Genomic DNA, 15,051 nt, shown 5'->3' with positions numbered 1-15,051 from the left:
CGGTCGATATCTGTCCGGGCCTGTCTGTTTATGTTAGATAGGATTTATGGGGGCCGTATACCCCGTGCTGCTCTCCGAGTCATGATCATGATAGGGCAGCCGGACCGTAAATGTAGTTCCTTGGCCCTGCAGGCTCTGTGCCTGAATCGTGCCGCCATGCGATACGATAAATTCCTTGGCAATCGCCAGACCCAGTCCCATACCGCCTTGATGCCGCGCACGTGCTCCGTCCGTACGGTAGAAGCGGTCAAAGAGATAGGGAAGATGCTCCTCCTCAATCCCTGGGCCTGTATCCCGAATATCAATCCGAAGCATGCCGGAAGCCGGCTCTTCTCGGATCGTGGTATGGACAAGCCCGCCTTGGGGTGTATACCGAACCGCGTTGATGAAGAGATTCAGAAATACCTGTGTGATTCGGCTTGGATCCACAGGAACGGAAGTGTGTTCCGTAGCGCTCGTCAAACGCAGGGTCAAGTTCTTGGCATCGGCATCTGGCTCGATGCGCTCCTGTATTTGACCCAGAAGATCCAGCATGTCCGTGGGTTTCCGAACCAGCGGCAGCTGTTTCGCTTCGGCCAAAGATAGTTGATGAAGATCGCCCACAAGACGGGTTAAGCGAATCAACTCATCCTGGATGGGAAGCAATAGTTCCGGTTGGATCGGCTGCCTGCTCTGTTGAAGCAGATCCAGCTTGCCTCTTACGATCGTCAGCGGTGTTCGAAGCTCATGGGCGACATCAGCCACCAGATTGCGGCGGACCATCTCGGACTGCTCGAGCCTGGAAGACATGCCGTTGAAAGCAACCGCGACCCTCCCGTATTCATCCTCCGAGGTAACGGGAGCCTGAACACCGTACTCGCCTTGACCGAGTCGTTCGATAGCCGGGACGAGTTTGCGCAGGGGCGCAGTGAGCCTCCGAGATATCCAGTAGGCCGCCCCGAGGGAAAGCAGGACGAAGAGGACGGTGCCTCCTCCCAGCAAAATGATGATCGATGTGGGCGTGCCGATCCGAAGCTTGGTCAGGTTTGCCACATCCGTATCATAATAATACAGCTCCGCGACCGGTTTGCCTTCAACATGCAACGTCCGCTTTACACCGAGGCGTTTGATCTGCTTCTCCACAGCCTCCCCCTCATGCAAGAGGGTCTTTTGTTCCCCGGATGTCAGAAGGATGCTTTCCAGGCGGTCGGCTGAACGGGGACTGTCAGCTAACCACGCCTGATCCTGAACGGCGCGGAAAGTATGCCCATTCTTCACGTAGTAACCGAGCAGCCGCTCCTGTAGCTGATCCAGCTCTTCTTCGCGCGAGGTTTGCAGCATGGCATCCATGGAATCGCGGATGACGACATAAGTAAGAAGAACGAAGACGGTGCTGAAACCGATAATGAACGATGAGAGGACGATGAATATTTTGCGGCCCACGCTCATGGCTGCTGCTCAAACCGGTAACCGAATCCATACACCGTTTTGACAAAAACGGGCTCGGCCGGGTCATCTTCGATTTTTTTGCGGATTCGGCTGATATGGGCGTCTGCGGTCCGTTCATCATTGTGGATATCATCCTCCATGGCCGCCTGAAGCAGCTGCAGGCGGCTGTAAACCACGCCAGGCCTTGAAGCAAGGGTCAGGAGTAGTTTGAATTCGGTAGGCGTAAGCTGGATCTCCCGGCCGCGTTTCCATACCCGGCATTGGTTTTCCGAGATCATCAACTCGCCGCGCTTCAGCATTTCTTCGGTAACCGTTTCGCCTTCTATTCTGCGAAGGACCGACCGGATACGCGCGGCGAGCTCCCGGAGGGAGAAAGGCTTGGTCATGTAATCGTCTGCCCCTACCTCCAGCCCGATCAGCTTATCGGTTTCCTCAACCCGGGCGGTAACCATAATGATGCCGACACGGCTTGATTTTCTGAGCTCCCGGCATACTTCAATGCCGCTTAATTCCGGCAGCATCCAATCCAATACGACCAGCGACGGTTTAAAGTCCCTCACTTTGGCCAAAGCCTCCGTGCCTGTCGCAGCGGTAATGATGTGAAATCCCTCCTGCCGGAGGAACGGCTCCATAAACTCAATGACTTTTCGTTCATCGTCCACAAGAAGCAAGGTATGTGCCATGCAAGGATCCTGCCTTTCCATTTTGATTCGTTAGGTTCAGCCGTAAATCCACCCCATTATATACGGTTTCCAGCCGCAATTGGAAAATTTCACGGAATCCGCAAGCCATCATCACAAGATCGCAACATTTCGGTGATAGGATGATTTCGTAAAGATATTTGAATTAAGAGAGGGATGTCGACATGACGCAACAAGCTGTAGGAAAAACACCGCTGGTCGTATGGATATCGTTAGGGCTGGCATGGATATTTGTTGTATGTATTGCCATTCAGACGCTGTTTGCCGGCATGGCGCTGTTTGACGATGGATCGATGTGGAGAAGCCATACCCTGTTTGTCCATTTTTTTGAAATCGTGCCGGTCCTCATGCTGATATTTGGTATTGCAGGCAAACTGCCCGCCCCGTACAAATGGAAATCGCTGGTTCTGTTGTTATTGGTCTTCAGCCAATACCTCACCGCCAACCTGCCTGGCGCCGGGGCCTTGCATCCGGTCATCGCCATCGGATTGTTCTGGCTTGCGGTGGATACGGCGCGTGGTGTCCTGCCGTCCGATCGACGGGAACAGAAGGGGTAGCACGAACATGAGAAGCCTTGCCGCGGCGGTTATGGCTTTAATTGGAGGTTTTGCGGGCGGGGTCGTTCTGAATGCAGCGATTGCCGTTATGTCGCACATCATATATGGAGGAGACGAGAGCGGGTTGAAGGGTCTCAAGTACCTGCCGTTTGTTACCTCGGCATGGTACGCCGCTACTTTAATGATCTGGCGGCGCCCGGAATATAAACCATAGCGCTTCGTTCCGCCTTTACCCTTCAACCGCCAGCGATACCCAAACGAACAGGATATAGAATAGAATGGGAATCATCACTCCCATGGACAGCAGCAGCCATACAAGCGGCGTCCGGATCATATCCTTAACAGTTATGATCGGGCTGCGGACATATCGCCCCTTCTTGAGGCGGTACACCATCCGCTTGAGAATCGCAGCTTGTTCATGGGGCTCATAGCGGCTCAGATCTGCGATCAGCTCGACTTCCAGCTGCCCGATTGGCGGTGCAGGTTCAGACTCCCTTGTGCCAGGCATGTAAATCCTCCTCTCGTTAGTACGCGTTATATGTATAACAACGATAAAGCTCCCTCGGTTATGCATATTTTATGTACAGAAGATCAAAAGTAATGAGGAATTGGGGTTTGCAGATGTGATATGGTTCCTATATGATGAGGAAAGATTAGACTAGAATCAGATTATATGGAGCGAAGGGAAGGACCAAATTGGAAAATACAGCAACGTTGATCAAGCCGGAAGCGATGATATTTGACATGGATGGAACGCTGTTTCAGACGGAGACCCTGCTGCTGCCCGCCTATCACAAATTGTTCGACATTTTGCGTGAAGAGGGGCACTATGAAGGAGAAACGCCGAATGAGGAGCTCATGCTTGGATGTCTGGGAATGCTGCTCGAAGACATTTGGAAGATTGTCATACCGAATGGAACGCCGGCAGCCCATCGACGTGCAGACGAGCTGCTGCTGCAGCTTGAGCTCGAAGGCTTAAGCAATGAAGCAGCCGTATTGTATCCTGAGGTGAAGGAGACGCTGGAGGAGCTTCATCGTCGGGGCGTCCGATTGTTTGTTGCCAGCAACGGCCTGGAGCATTATGTGAAAGGCATAGCTGAAGCGAGAGGGATCATGTCGCTCTTTGAAGGAGTCTACAGTGCCGGAGAGCATGGAACGGCTTCCAAGGTGGATTTGGTTAGGCTGCTGCTGGATGAACACGATATCCGGGACGCCTGGATGGTAGGGGACCGGTCATCGGATGTGGAGGCGGGCAAAGAGAACGGACAAACCGTCATTGGCTGCCGCTATGCAGGCTTTGGCGGGGAGCAGGAGCTTAAGGGATCAGATGTCGTTATTCATTCTTTTTCACACCTGCTGAGGCTTCACGATCAAGCCGAATAGATAGATAGGAGTCACAAAGGCTGTTTCCAAGGGTAGCAAGCAACCCTCTTGGAAACAGCCTTTGCGCGTTTTTTGGATTCTTTAATTACGGTTTTCTACGAATTAACTTAAGCATTTTTCGCGGATTTTTTCTGGCTGTACACCCACAGTGCATATTCTAAAGGCCTTACCATCGATTCACGGTATGCAGCCATATCGCCGATTTGAGAGAAGACTTCCCTTGATGGCTTCGGATTCACCTCGAGAAGAAGAACTCTTCCGGTTTTATCCACGGCCAGATCCAGGGCAATCTCGCACAAGCCTCCATACTGTCCGTCAAGAAATTGGGCCACATCCACACCGAGGGAGTCGGCTTCCTCGCGGATACTGGCGCGCTTTGCCGGATCTGCGATCCATTTGCTTAACAATTCTTCCATCATGGTCGCACGCCCGCCGCCATGCAGGTTGGAGGTCACGCTTTTCGGCGCTCCGACGCGTCCCACGCAGCCGGTCACCTGCCATTGACCGGATCCATTTTTCTGTACGAGCATCCGGTAATCATGCACTCTTCCATCCGGCAGCTCCAGCTGGATCCCCTCTTGAACCAGATATCGATCTCTATTGCCCCAGCCCGACAGATATTGCGCCAAATGGCCTGAAGGCATTCGCTTCGGTCTGATGATGCTCCGGTTGGAATTGCGTCCCCGGATTTCATACGTGCCCGCAACACCAGGTACCTTCGTAATCCGCAGAATTCCGCGTCCGCCCGTTCCGTTTATCGGTTTAAAATAGACGGTAGGATGAACGTTGAGCATCCGGTGGATGTCGCTTGTGCTGGTCACGATCCGAGTATCCGGCAGATGGGGACGGAAGCGTTTCTTGGTGGATAATACTTGATGAATCGTCCATTTGTTGCGTAAAGGTCTGTTCAGAAACAGTAAATGCCGATAGCGTGAACGAAAGCGCAGCAGCTGTTGAAAGCGAGGGCTCTTTTGAATGCGGCAGCGATCAAAGATCATATTGGGAAACGAGCGCCATCTGCGGCCCCATCTCCGGCGATCCGGATCGTATTCCATGGCGTTGATCAGGCCTTGCGCACTGTTAACGTCAGCGGGGGTGAAGACGTAAACGTCAAGGCCCATCGCTTTTCCTTCCCTGATCATATGCTCGTAGATATGCCGCTCCTCCAGCGTTTTCCGTTCATCCAAGTATAACGTCATAATACCTAAGACGGGTTTTGACACAGAAGTTCACCTTCTTGAACAGAGTCAGCACGAGATGCTGAAGAACTGTGGAATGGGTGCAGGGGAAGGGTTCCGCTCATAACGAGCGTAGGTTTGCCCGTCGGACCTTGCTCAAGCGCTATGGCCTGTAGCCCTGCATGAAAGCACATTTGCAAACTTGCCGAATGATCGGCGGCTACTTTGCATCGCAGCCGCCCGAATTTGGATATTTGTGAGCGGATCAGGGAAGAACCGATATGCCGGTTGCGGTATAGAGGGTGTACAGCAACCATGCAGGCACCTTCCCCATAATCCACCGCAAAGCACATCCCCACAGGTATGCGGCCGACATCGCTTCGAACCGTAGCGGCCATGATCGAGGTACCGGGCTGCAGCAGCTCGTCATAGGATAGCAAGGCAAGGCGCTGGTAACCTTCGCGGGTTAGACGTTTGTTGCTGTACCGCCGGAAGAATTCGCTGCACTGCTGTCTGGCATGCGGCCATTCTTCCGGGCTTGAGAGAGATAGACATGAGATTTCCACACGATCCCCTCCTTTCATGTCTTTCTTAACCGTTGCTCTGGCTGATGCAGGGCCTACCTTTGATTGATCAGGTATTCGGAATATTGAAAAATCCGCTCCAGTGACTTTTTCCGGATCGCGGGTTCGTCAAATTTCATGGGTCTTGAATTGGCTTCGAAGAACCAGAGAACGCCTTCGCTATCAATTCCGAGGTCCATGGACATTTCGCCATGGATCTGACCAGAGCTCTTCTCAATCTGCCGTGCCATATGCACGGCTGCTTTTTTAACTTCGCTAAGGATGGCGTCAGACCGTTCCTGACCGAACACGATCGGCAGCAGCTTCTCCGGATCCTCAATCGTTCCTCCGCGAGGAACATGTGTGGTGATGCTTTTGGCGCCTGCCATTCGAGCTCCAATGCCTGTAACTGCCCAGGAGCCGTACTCGTTCTTTTGCACAAGTATGCGGAGGTCGAAGGCGCGACCGTGGACCTGGGCCAGCTCGATTCCTTGCTGGATCAGGTATGAGCTTCCTTTAGTCTCCTGATAAACACGGTTCCAAAGCCGCTCTAAGGAGGCTGCTTTGTAGGTGGTGCTGTTTTTGTTGTTCTGTATCTGTATGCGGTAGGGGAGCGATTTGTTTTTCTGATACCGCACCCTCATGATTCCTTGCCCGGCCTTGCCGTCCTCTGGTTTAAGATACAGGTAGGGCTTCCGCTTGATCATTTCATATAAAGTAGGGTAACCCTTCAATCGCTTTGTCAAGGGTGCCCACTTTTTGGTTAACCGTGATTTGTTCAGCCAAGCAAAGAGACGCCACTTATTGAAGAAGTGTGGGTTATAGATATCGATATGGGGATGTTTTTGGCATTCCTTGATTTTGCGTCGGACCCAGGGAAGGGCTTCATCCTCTCGGTAAGGGATCCGGTTATATATAACCTGGGGCAGAGGGCATAGCCTCTGCTCCCAGGAATGGTCGCTGTTCAGGATATAGCCTTTGACAGTACCCGTATCAAGCTTCAGATCACGTACGGTGACCACATAGACGATAAAGCCCATATCCTTTCCCGTTTTGATGATTTCCTGAAAGTTTTGCCGGTTGCCTCTGAACATCGTATGCGAGTCGTGCATGGTCAGGATGGCTACAACCGGTCTTCCATCACTCTCCACTCGGTTATTCACGAGTCATTCCCCCTGTGGAAGCCGCTGAGATACATACTGTGTTCAAATATATGCTCCACCGATGCTTTTCCTTCCCCTTTAAGAGAAGGGTGGTTGAATATCGATCGGCCCGGCTTCGAATTCGCTTCAAACATCCATATCCTCTCGTTATCATCTATTCCTATATCGAACCCGATTTCTCCTAACAGATGCGGATGATGATTCTCGATGGCCTCCGACATCGCGATGGCGGCGTCCTTGGCACGCTCCAGCACATCCCGAGCTTTGGAGCCGAAGGCCCGGCTGAGCGCCTGCTCCGGCGTCATCAAGGAGCCCCCGTTCTTGATATGCGTTGTGACGCTGCCCCGACCGGCTTTTTTGGCGCCGATACCAACCACGGACCACCGGTTTTTGCTGTTCTTATGCATATGAAATCTGAAGTCGATAGGGCAGCCATCGATTTCAATGAGGCGGATTCCTTGCTGGATAACATAGTTACGCAGCTTGGAGCCATGCTTGGCCTGTAGCATACGCATCAGACTGTTAAAGCTTGGGAACTTGAGAAGGGTGTTACCCCCGTTTCCGTGATATCGCGCAAAGTATCCTTTTTTGGGAAGATAGGTTAACCGGTAAATCCCGAGGCCTAAGCTTCCGGCTGAGGGCTTATAATATACAAAGTTATGGCGCTCCATCATATCCTTAATCCGCTCGGGACTAGGATTGTTATGCGTTTCCGGCAAATATTTGCCTGCCTGCACGTCGCCGTCCAGCTGGGAGTACACATCGGATTTATTGAAGAAGGCCCAGTTGAAAAATTTAATGTTGCGCTTCAGAAACCGATCTCTCAGTTGATTGGTAAAAGGGGAGAAGTCGGTTTTTCGGCTAGGCAGGCGATTATAGACGACATTAGGGAGCGGAACGGTTTTGCGGACAAAACCGCCGCCGGAACCGAGCATATAGGCATGCACCGTTTCGCGCTGCCAGTTGATATCCCGGGGGGCAAAGGCATAAACGAACATTTTTTTGTTGCCCTCACGAAGAAGCTGACGAATATACGAGGTTCGGGCTCCAAAGGGGCTGGATGGATTATGCGGTCCGTCGGAGAGAACCCCAACCACGGGCCCCAGCTCGATTTCTCCTTCACGGGGGGAATGGATATAGACAGGGCCCTGTCTGGGAACGTGGATACCGTTGCGGACACCGTTGCTTAAATAGATGTGTTTCCCCGATCGATCGATCGGTTTTACAGCAGCGGACACCGTGTTGGTCCCGATGCGTAGCTTAATCGATTTCCTGCTTGATAGCCCCAGGCTCTTTAGAAGCGAACCGGATAAAAAGACGACTTTTTCGGGCTGCTGCGAGAAATGAATATTTCCGAAATTCAAACTCATGTATTTACCCTCCTAAGTTGTCGAAGCAATAAATAACGGGCGTATTGAATCGGATGTTCGACGGACAGCCGGGCTGCGTGACCATCTCCCGTTAGTGTAAATGCGCGGCGGCCCGGTTTGGAGTTAACCTCCAGGATCCAGACCCGTCCCTTTGTATCCACGCCAAAATCGATTCCCAGCTCGCCAAGTCGGCCGAATCCTTCTTCGAGCAGAGATGGAAGCTGAGCGGACAGATCTCGGATGGTCTGAATGATCTTCATGGCCTTTTCTTCTCCGAAATCGGCCGTTAGATAGGGAAGGGCCGGAAATGCGGTGCCTCCCCCGTGAAGGTTCGAGGTCAGTCCTTGGCTTACGCCTTGCCGTGCAGCGATTCCTGTGATGGACCATCTGCCGCGGTCATTCTTTTGAACCAATGACCGAATATCAAACGGATCTCCGTTGCGGTTATGAAGCTCCAGATAGGGTTGAATGATAAACCGGCGTCGACCGGTAAATCGACTCACCCATTCGTTCATCTCTTGTGCGGGAATAGTCTGCTGGAACATGCGATTGCTCCGGTCCCTTCCTTGCAGTCTGACACGCTGTTGATCTGTCAAAGCGAGGTACAAAGTATGACGACCCTGAGAGCCTCCGCTAGGCTTCATGAAAAGTCCGCTGCCAAAAGCCAGCAGTGCCCTGCTCAGTGATTCCGCTCCGGTATAACTTAAGGTTGCCGGCAGATATGGCCTTAAGGCGGAGGAGCGCTTTAATAGTTGATGCACTTTCTGCTTGCCGGGCAGACCGCGTGCCCACAGTCTTACGCCCTGCTGCAGCATTCGGTTCAGATACGCACCGGCGGCAGCCGTTTCCTCACCGTTTCGGTGCAGACATCGGTCATAGATGACGTCTGGAGGAGGAAAGGTGCCGAAACTCCAGCCTTTTCCAGGATTGAATTGATATCCTTGTATCCTGTCTATGGAGCTTACAACACCAGAAGCAGGAGAGGCATCATCCGGACAAAAAACAAATACCTGCATGCCGAGTCCCTTGGCCTTCGAGCTAAGTTCACGGAGGAATTCCTTCTCTGCGAAGGGAGGGAAGCCCGGTTTGCGGCATACCATGACACCCAGGGTGCCTATCTTGTTTGACGACATAATGTTCTCCTTTTTTAGAACCCCGTCAAGTATTGACAGTACTGAACGAGCCGGACGGCTGACGGTCTTACTTTGGAGTCGGCATTCAGCGGTGCATTTTCACCTTTGGACGGCTTGGAGTTGACCTCCAGGAGCCAAATGCGGCCAGCCGTATCAATTGCCAAGTCAATGCCGAGCTCCCCGAAATGATAGGGAATGGCAGCCTCCAGTCCATGAGCAATATCGAGCGCCGCTTGATTCATTCGGGCGGGGGCCGTTTGTTTGGAGCTTAACGGAATACTGCTCATGGCAAGTGCGTCCTTGACGGAAGATAGCGTACCGCCTCTGGCAAGATTGGAAACAAAATGGTTTCCGCCGGCAATACGGGCCACGACCGAAGTCACTGCCCACTTGCCGTTTTTGTCTTTATGAACAAGCGCGCGAAAATCAACGTTTCGCCGGTTGATGCGGATCAAATCCAGCCCTTGCTGAATTTGATAACGCGTTTTTTTTATTTTCCCAGATAAGCTGCTGAACAGCTTTGGAAGTGAGGAGTAGGTATTCTTCTTGCTTCCTTCAAGAGAGGTGGTCATCGTTTGATATTTGCCGTTCTCTTGGCGGGATATCCGGATGATCCCTTTCCCCAGACTACCCCGCACCGGTTTCAGGAAGACCGTCCGATAAGTGGCGCACATTTTTTTGAGCGTCGGATAACCGCTGAGCAAATAGGATTCGGGCAAATATTTCTGCAGTTTCACATCAGGCCCGAGTGCCTCGAAGACATCCGATTTATCGAGAAATTTCTCGTTAAAGATTTGGGTGCCGAATCGCGATTTTACTTCTCTCATAAAATGCTGTACGCTAGGACTATTCTCCAGTTTGCGGGTAGACAGCCGGTTATTAATGACGTCCGGAGCTGGAACGCTGAGCTTTTTCCATCCCGCGTCATAAGCAATGGCTTCAAGTGTCGACGGGTTCGAACCGATCATGTCAGGTGTGAAAAAATATACATATGCGCCCTGTTTTTTGGCCGCGTTGACCATTTCCAGGCAGAAAGCTGAGATTGATCCGAAAGGTTTATCAGGTTCATCCGGTTGATATCGGCTGACCATGATCCCGATAAGCGGACCGAGCTTCAGCGTTCTTTCCGTTGGATAATATTTGACATTCATGACGGTACGAGGAAGAAGTCCCGAATGGCTGAATACCGAAGGGCTTAGGGCCAGCGAATTCGATTTTCCTCCTGAGATAACGCGGACTTCCTGCTTGAAGGAGCCAAAGGCAAGCTGTACCTTCGAATCTGTCGGGATACGGAGCTGTCTGATGAGCCGGTCACCAAGCTTGATATCGTTATCCGAAAGCTGGGCTGAGCGGATTAATTGAGTCGATATCTTGGATTTGGTGTTGGATTTGATCTTGGATTTGCGCATGATGGATCTCCTTCCGACAACAACTGGATACTTAAGTGAACAGACAAAAGACTTCATCTGATCATTGCATGTAATGCATCATATGAGGACATATATCCCTTGGTGATTGTACTGCTCGGGAAAAAGGAGTGCTGAAAATGCAGAACTGGCTGTTTATTTTGGTGAACGTGTGCGTTGCTGCTTTTGTTGGCGGCATCACGAACCACTTTGCAATAAAAATGCTGTTTCATCCCCGTGAAGAAAAAATCATCCTGGGCCGCCGCGTACCCTTCACGCCAGGGCTCATTCCAAAGCGCAAGGACGAAATAGCCGAGTCGTTGGGACGTGTGGTCTCGGATTACCTGGTGACAAGCGAGGGCTTGCAGGAGCTTATTCGAAAGCCGGTGTTTCGGGGTAAGATAGAGGATAGCCTCTATCGGAAGCTGGAGGAATGGAGCCAGTCGGAGCTGAGCTTCGGAGACTTGGCGCATAAGGTATGGAGTTCCGAACAGTGGGAGCAATTGAAGGTCCGTGCCGAACAATCGGCCCGCCAGCTCACAGCCCGGGGTGCCGCAGCAGTATGGCACGGATACGGATTGGAGGCAAAGCCGCTGAAGGAGCTTGTTCCCGGTTGGTCCGAGGAAACGATCCAGGGCTGGAGCGGGGCTGCCGCCGATATTGTGCTGAAGGAGCTGAGGAGCACGCTGTTGTCCGCGAAGGGGCAGCTTATGCTATCGGATGTGGCTTCTTCACTCATCGATAAGGCAGGCGGATTTCTGGGGACGATGGCTTCGATCTTTGTGGATGAGGATAAACTGGTCCAGAAGCTGACGCCCATGCTGATTCAGCAGTTGGAGGGTGAGAAGATCCGCAAGACCATCACGGATATTATCTCAGGAAAGCTGTCGTATTACGGTGAGATGCCGCTGGGGAATTTCATCGAACATGCCGCTGGTGAGCCGGGCCTCGCTTGGATCTCCCGCACATTGGATGACAAGCTTCCTTGGTCCAAGTGGATGAAGCAAATCGAGTCTCTTCGCGTAGGCGAGCTGATTGGACCGCGAATGCCTGCCATCGAAGCAGCTCTGCCTGGACTGCTCGATAAGGGACTGGGCTTCCTTGAGCGAAGCATCCCGGCGGCCATGAAGGCTGTAAACTTACCGCAGCTCGTTCAGGAGCAGGTGGAGAAGTTCCCGATTGAGCGGCTGGAAGAGATCATCCTGAGTGTGTCCGGCCGCGAATTCAGGGCCATCACCTGGCTTGGGGTGCTGCTGGGCGGAGTGATCGGATTGTTCCAATCCATGCTGACCATACTGTGGAGATAACAATTTTGATGGATTAAGGCAAGAGGCGAATTCAAATACGGCGTTTAAGCCGAATATATTGGAGGAATTACGAATGAACATTTATGACAAGGCACATGATTTGGCAAAAGCGATGAAGGAAAGCAAGGAGGTAGAAGAAATTACCTCTGCTATGAAACTCGTGGATGCAGATCCGGAGAGCAGACGCATGCTGGATGACTTCCGACAGCGCCAGATGGAACTTCAACAGCGCATGATGTCCGGCGATATGCCGGCACAGGACGAAATGGAGAAGATGGAGAAGCAGTTTGAGGTGCTGAGCCTGAACCTGAACATCCGCCGCTTGTTCGACGCTGAGCGCCGTCTGAGTGTCATCATCGAAGACGTGAACAAGATTATATCGGATAGTCTTCAGCATCTGTATGGTCCAGCCCAACCCTAGACGTTCCCTTTTTTAAGGCTGCGGACAATAAACTTCAACACAAATTCGGTACATTTTTAAAAACTTGTCTCATAAATTGCGCAAGCTCCTCATAGAGTAGAAATATAGATTTCAGAGAGTAGAGGAGCTGCGTTTACAATGAAAAAAAAGAAGAACAAGTTTAAACACACCGCTTACTTATTGGTTGCACTCGGCATGTTGATATACGCCCTTCCCAGCATTTCTTTCTCTGGCGGGTTCTCATGGGTTTCGCTGTTCGGTGCAGTCTGGGCAGGATTTGCCCTGCTTGTGATCGGTTCGCATCTCTATTACCTTATCGGTGTAGATGAAGCGAAACAGAAAGCGCTCGATGAGATCCGCAAGGAGAAATTGCGTCAATGGGAATTGAAATGGCCGGAGGAACAGAAGAGCCAAGAAGCCAATTAAGCGTTGGATCACAGCGAGAGCTGTGACGAACAAAAACCTCCCTTTAAGGGGTACGGTTGGATCGCCCATCCGTTAACCTTCAGGGGAGGTTTTTTTGTGTCTGACGGGTATGGGAGCTTCATAGGACGTGATATAATAGATACAGTATGGTACAGATAGTGTTCTGGGGGTGTAACAGTTGGACGTTCGAGATGATACGATTACCAAACACGAGCAATTGGTTCAACATATTGAAAGTTTGAAGGTTGGAAGCAAAATCTCGGTACGACGGTTGGCCAAAGAGATGGGCGTCAGCGAGGGAACCGCTTATCGGGCGGTAAAGGAAGCGGAAAGCCTGGGCATCGTGGTCACGAAGGAAAGGATCGGCACGGTTCGTGTGGAACGGAAGCCGCGTAACATATCCGAGCAGCTTACGTTTGCCGATGTCGTTGAAATTGTGGAAGGGCATGTGCTCGGCGGTGCGGAAGGGCTTAATAAAAGCTTGCATAAATACGTGATTGGCGCCATGAAGGTGGAGGCGATGATTCGATATATCGATGCCGGAAGCCTCATGATTGTCGGTAACCGCGAAGATGCCCATTCCCTGGCACTCGAGCAGGGGGCGGGCGTGTTGATTACGGGCGGTTTCGGAACCAGCCGGGAAGTGAAACAGCTGGCAGACCAACTGCATCTGCCCATTATATCGTCCAGGCATGACACATTTACCGTCGCCTCCATGATTAACCGCGCCATTTTTGACCGATTAATCAAGAAGAAAATTATGCTGGTGGAGGATATCGCTCATGATAAGCCGAAGAATCACCAGTTGAAAAACTCCGTCACCGTTCAGGAATTCAAACGGATTTCACAGGCGACCGGGCAAATCCGGTATCCGGTAACAGACGAATGGAACCGGGTCATCGGCATCGTCGGGGTTCGGGATGTGGAAGGGCTCGTCGAAACTCAGCCGATCGAGAAAGCGATGACCCGCAATCCGGTAACGGCAAGCATGAAAACGTCGCTCGCATCTGCGGCGCAGATTATGATGTGGGAAGGGATCGATTTTCTTCCGATTGTGGATCGGAACCGCAAGCTGCTTGCAACGGTTACTCGTAAAGAAGTGTTAGGAGCACTGCGGGATGCGCGAAACCAGCCTCAGCTTGGCGAGACGTTTGATCAGCTGATCTGGAATGGGATTGCAGAGGATCGGGATGAGGAAGGGCGTTTGTTCTTTCACGGTTTTATCACGCCCCAAATGGCTTCAGAACTTGGAACGATTTCGCAAGGGGTGCTCACGACCGTCATGAGCCAAGCTGCGGTTAAAGCGGCCAAGGATATTAGCGGCTGGGATCATGTGCTGGACCATCTGTCGACGTATTTCATCCGGCCCGTGCAGATCGAGGATCCGATCGTCATTATGCCAAAATTGCTGGAGATCAGCCGCCGTACCTGCAAGATGGAGATCGAGATCCAGCATCAGACAAACCTGATTGCAAAAGCGGTCATGACGATGCAGGCGATCGATCACGGCTAACGTTAAACTCCGGACAAAATAAAGGGGCATCCCGCAGGTCTTCATGGACCTTGCGGGATGCCCCTGTTCCGTTCAATTTGACTTAGCTGGCCGTCCGCGAATTTTTCAGTCTGCTGTAATAGGTGCGGCTTCTTATGCCGGCAAATATATTAAATGCGCCAAGCACCAAGAACACGGCTTCTACAATGACAGCCGGCGTGGAGCCGCTGAACAGAAACATGCAGACCAGCGAAAGGGAAACCAGCATAATGCCCATACAGAGGTTCATCATGGACATATAGATGCCGCGGTCCGCGGGATCCGCTACTCGGCGTGCGCGAATGCTATAGAGCGCGGCAGCTACGACGGACAGGACGAGGATAATATACAGGATATAGTGGATGACGGTTATCATGGAATGGAAGGCTCCTTCATATTCGGTAACATGCTCGCAATGTGGTGTTCATGTGCTGCTTCGTGATCAAAAGATGACTTTTTGAACAAACTCTAAAAGCATGTTAGA

The 15,051-nt window shown here is 51.8% G+C and carries 17 protein-coding genes; 7 read left to right on the top strand and 10 right to left on the bottom strand.

Annotated features, from left to right (window positions below; translation table 11 throughout):
• Positions 1-33 precede the first annotated feature (33 nt).
• Positions 34-1,428, bottom strand: coding sequence for an ATP-binding protein (locus MKX98_RS26275; protein ID WP_220684117.1), 1,395 nt, complete (start codon positions 1,426-1,428; stop codon positions 34-36).
• On the bottom strand, positions 1,425-2,111 hold the full coding sequence (locus MKX98_RS26270; protein WP_216530503.1) for a response regulator transcription factor: 687 nt from the start codon (positions 2,109-2,111) through the stop codon (positions 1,425-1,427). Before MKX98_RS26270 ends, MKX98_RS26275 begins: the two co-directional genes overlap by 4 nt.
• A gap of 182 nt (positions 2,112-2,293) precedes the next feature.
• Here MKX98_RS26270 and MKX98_RS26265 point away from each other — a divergent pair, with 182 nt between their 5' ends.
• Both MKX98_RS26265 and MKX98_RS26260 read left to right on the top strand, forming a co-directional pair.
• A complete protein-coding gene (locus tag MKX98_RS26265; RefSeq protein WP_194544210.1) occupies positions 2,294-2,686 on the top strand; it encodes a DUF6220 domain-containing protein in 393 nt (130 codons plus the stop codon).
• Positions 2,687-2,693: 7 nt separating this feature from the next.
• Entirely contained in the window at positions 2,694-2,900 is a 207-nt protein-coding gene (locus MKX98_RS26260) for a DUF5957 family protein (protein ID WP_220684118.1), read from the top strand.
• Between the two features lie 15 nt (positions 2,901-2,915).
• Here the strand turns inward: MKX98_RS26260 and MKX98_RS26255 are convergent, their stop codons facing one another.
• Positions 2,916-3,194: a hypothetical protein gene (locus tag MKX98_RS26255; RefSeq protein WP_220684119.1), complete on the bottom strand. Its 279-nt coding sequence runs from the start codon at positions 3,192-3,194 to the stop codon at positions 2,916-2,918.
• A gap of 188 nt (positions 3,195-3,382) precedes the next feature.
• Between MKX98_RS26255 and MKX98_RS26250 the strand changes: the two genes are divergently transcribed.
• The gene (locus MKX98_RS26250) at positions 3,383-4,069 is read left to right on the top strand and encodes an HAD family hydrolase (protein WP_339219335.1); all 687 of its coding nucleotides are present in this window, start codon (positions 3,383-3,385) and stop codon (positions 4,067-4,069) included.
• 107 nt (positions 4,070-4,176) lie between these two features.
• Here MKX98_RS26250 and MKX98_RS26245 read toward each other — a convergent pair whose 3' ends face one another.
• Genes MKX98_RS26245 through MKX98_RS26220 form a run of 6 tightly spaced genes read right to left on the bottom strand, consistent with a single transcriptional unit; the run spans position 4,177 to position 10,885 of the window.
• Positions 4,177-5,292, bottom strand: coding sequence for a YheC/YheD family protein (locus MKX98_RS26245; protein WP_194544207.1), 1,116 nt, complete (start codon positions 5,290-5,292; stop codon positions 4,177-4,179).
• A complete protein-coding gene (locus MKX98_RS26240; RefSeq protein ID WP_220684120.1) occupies positions 5,274-5,813 on the bottom strand; it encodes a GNAT family N-acetyltransferase in 540 nt (179 codons plus the stop codon). Before MKX98_RS26240 ends, MKX98_RS26245 begins: the two co-directional genes overlap by 19 nt.
• A 53-nt stretch (positions 5,814-5,866) precedes the next feature.
• Positions 5,867-6,973 carry a YheC/YheD family protein gene (locus tag MKX98_RS26235; RefSeq protein WP_194544205.1) on the bottom strand — a complete coding sequence of 369 codons (1,107 nt, stop codon included), beginning with the start codon at positions 6,971-6,973 and terminating at the stop codon, positions 5,867-5,869.
• Positions 6,970-8,343, bottom strand: a complete 1,374-nt coding sequence (locus tag MKX98_RS26230) for a YheC/YheD family protein (RefSeq protein WP_071218051.1) — start codon at positions 8,341-8,343, stop codon at positions 6,970-6,972. The genes MKX98_RS26235 and MKX98_RS26230 overlap by 4 nt, the downstream gene beginning before the upstream one ends.
• Positions 8,340-9,476, bottom strand: a complete 1,137-nt coding sequence (locus tag MKX98_RS26225; protein ID WP_339219331.1) for a YheC/YheD family protein — start codon at positions 9,474-9,476, stop codon at positions 8,340-8,342. The genes MKX98_RS26230 and MKX98_RS26225 overlap by 4 nt, the downstream gene beginning before the upstream one ends.
• A 14-nt stretch (positions 9,477-9,490) precedes the next feature.
• The gene (locus tag MKX98_RS26220; RefSeq protein ID WP_194544203.1) at positions 9,491-10,885 is read right to left on the bottom strand and encodes a YheC/YheD family protein; all 1,395 of its coding nucleotides are present in this window, start codon (positions 10,883-10,885) and stop codon (positions 9,491-9,493) included.
• Between the two features lie 137 nt (positions 10,886-11,022).
• Here MKX98_RS26220 and MKX98_RS26215 point away from each other — a divergent pair, with 137 nt between their 5' ends.
• The 4 genes from MKX98_RS26215 (at position 11,023) to MKX98_RS26200 (ending at position 14,549) form a co-directional block, all read left to right on the top strand.
• A complete protein-coding gene (locus tag MKX98_RS26215) occupies positions 11,023-12,189 on the top strand; it encodes a DUF445 family protein (protein WP_339219329.1) in 1,167 nt (388 codons plus the stop codon).
• A 73-nt stretch (positions 12,190-12,262) separates the two neighbouring features.
• Entirely contained in the window at positions 12,263-12,610 is a 348-nt protein-coding gene (locus tag MKX98_RS26210) for a YlbF family regulator (protein WP_071218055.1), read from the top strand.
• A 138-nt stretch (positions 12,611-12,748) separates the two neighbouring features.
• Positions 12,749-13,036 carry a hypothetical protein gene (locus MKX98_RS26205; protein WP_076324342.1) on the top strand — a complete coding sequence of 96 codons (288 nt, stop codon included), beginning with the start codon at positions 12,749-12,751 and terminating at the stop codon, positions 13,034-13,036.
• 178 nt (positions 13,037-13,214) lie between these two features.
• Complete coding sequence (locus tag MKX98_RS26200; RefSeq protein ID WP_339219326.1) at positions 13,215-14,549, top strand: DRTGG domain-containing protein; 1,335 nt, start codon at positions 13,215-13,217, stop codon at positions 14,547-14,549.
• 82 nt (positions 14,550-14,631) lie between these two features.
• Here MKX98_RS26200 and MKX98_RS26195 read toward each other — a convergent pair whose 3' ends face one another.
• Positions 14,632-14,943, bottom strand: coding sequence for a YtpI family protein (locus MKX98_RS26195; protein WP_194544200.1), 312 nt, complete (start codon positions 14,941-14,943; stop codon positions 14,632-14,634).
• Positions 14,944-15,051: the final 108 nt, after the last annotated feature.

The sequence above is a fragment of the Paenibacillus sp. FSL W7-1332 genome (genome assembly GCF_037969785.1).
Lineage (GTDB): Bacteria > Bacillota > Bacilli > Paenibacillales > Paenibacillaceae > Paenibacillus_AQ.
The sequence above is the reverse complement of the archived record's forward strand: the minus strand, read 5'-3'. Positions and strand labels throughout refer to the sequence as shown.

Excerpts from the sequence above, each read along its gene's own strand:
- MKX98_RS26275 (WP_220684117.1), bottom strand. The coding sequence starts at position 1,428 with ATGAGCGTGGGCCGCAAAATATTCATCGTCCTCTCATCGTTCATTATC.
- MKX98_RS26270 (WP_216530503.1), bottom strand. The coding sequence starts at position 2,111 with ATGGCACATACCTTGCTTCTTGTGGACGATGAACGAAAAGTCATTGAG.
- MKX98_RS26265 (WP_194544210.1), top strand. The coding sequence starts at position 2,294 with ATGACGCAACAAGCTGTAGGAAAAACACCGCTGGTCGTATGGATATCG.
- MKX98_RS26260 (WP_220684118.1), top strand. The coding sequence starts at position 2,694 with ATGAGAAGCCTTGCCGCGGCGGTTATGGCTTTAATTGGAGGTTTTGCG.
- MKX98_RS26255 (WP_220684119.1), bottom strand. The coding sequence starts at position 3,194 with ATGCCTGGCACAAGGGAGTCTGAACCTGCACCGCCAATCGGGCAGCTG.
- MKX98_RS26230 (WP_071218051.1), bottom strand. The coding sequence starts at position 8,343 with ATGAGTTTGAATTTCGGAAATATTCATTTCTCGCAGCAGCCCGAAAAA.
- MKX98_RS26225 (WP_339219331.1), bottom strand. The coding sequence starts at position 9,476 with ATGTCGTCAAACAAGATAGGCACCCTGGGTGTCATGGTATGCCGCAAA.
- MKX98_RS26220 (WP_194544203.1), bottom strand. The coding sequence starts at position 10,885 with ATGCGCAAATCCAAGATCAAATCCAACACCAAATCCAAGATATCGACT.
- MKX98_RS26215 (WP_339219329.1), top strand. The coding sequence starts at position 11,023 with ATGCAGAACTGGCTGTTTATTTTGGTGAACGTGTGCGTTGCTGCTTTT.
- MKX98_RS26210 (WP_071218055.1), top strand. The coding sequence starts at position 12,263 with ATGAACATTTATGACAAGGCACATGATTTGGCAAAAGCGATGAAGGAA.
- MKX98_RS26205 (WP_076324342.1), top strand. The coding sequence starts at position 12,749 with ATGAAAAAAAAGAAGAACAAGTTTAAACACACCGCTTACTTATTGGTT.
- MKX98_RS26195 (WP_194544200.1), bottom strand. The coding sequence starts at position 14,943 with ATGATAACCGTCATCCACTATATCCTGTATATTATCCTCGTCCTGTCC.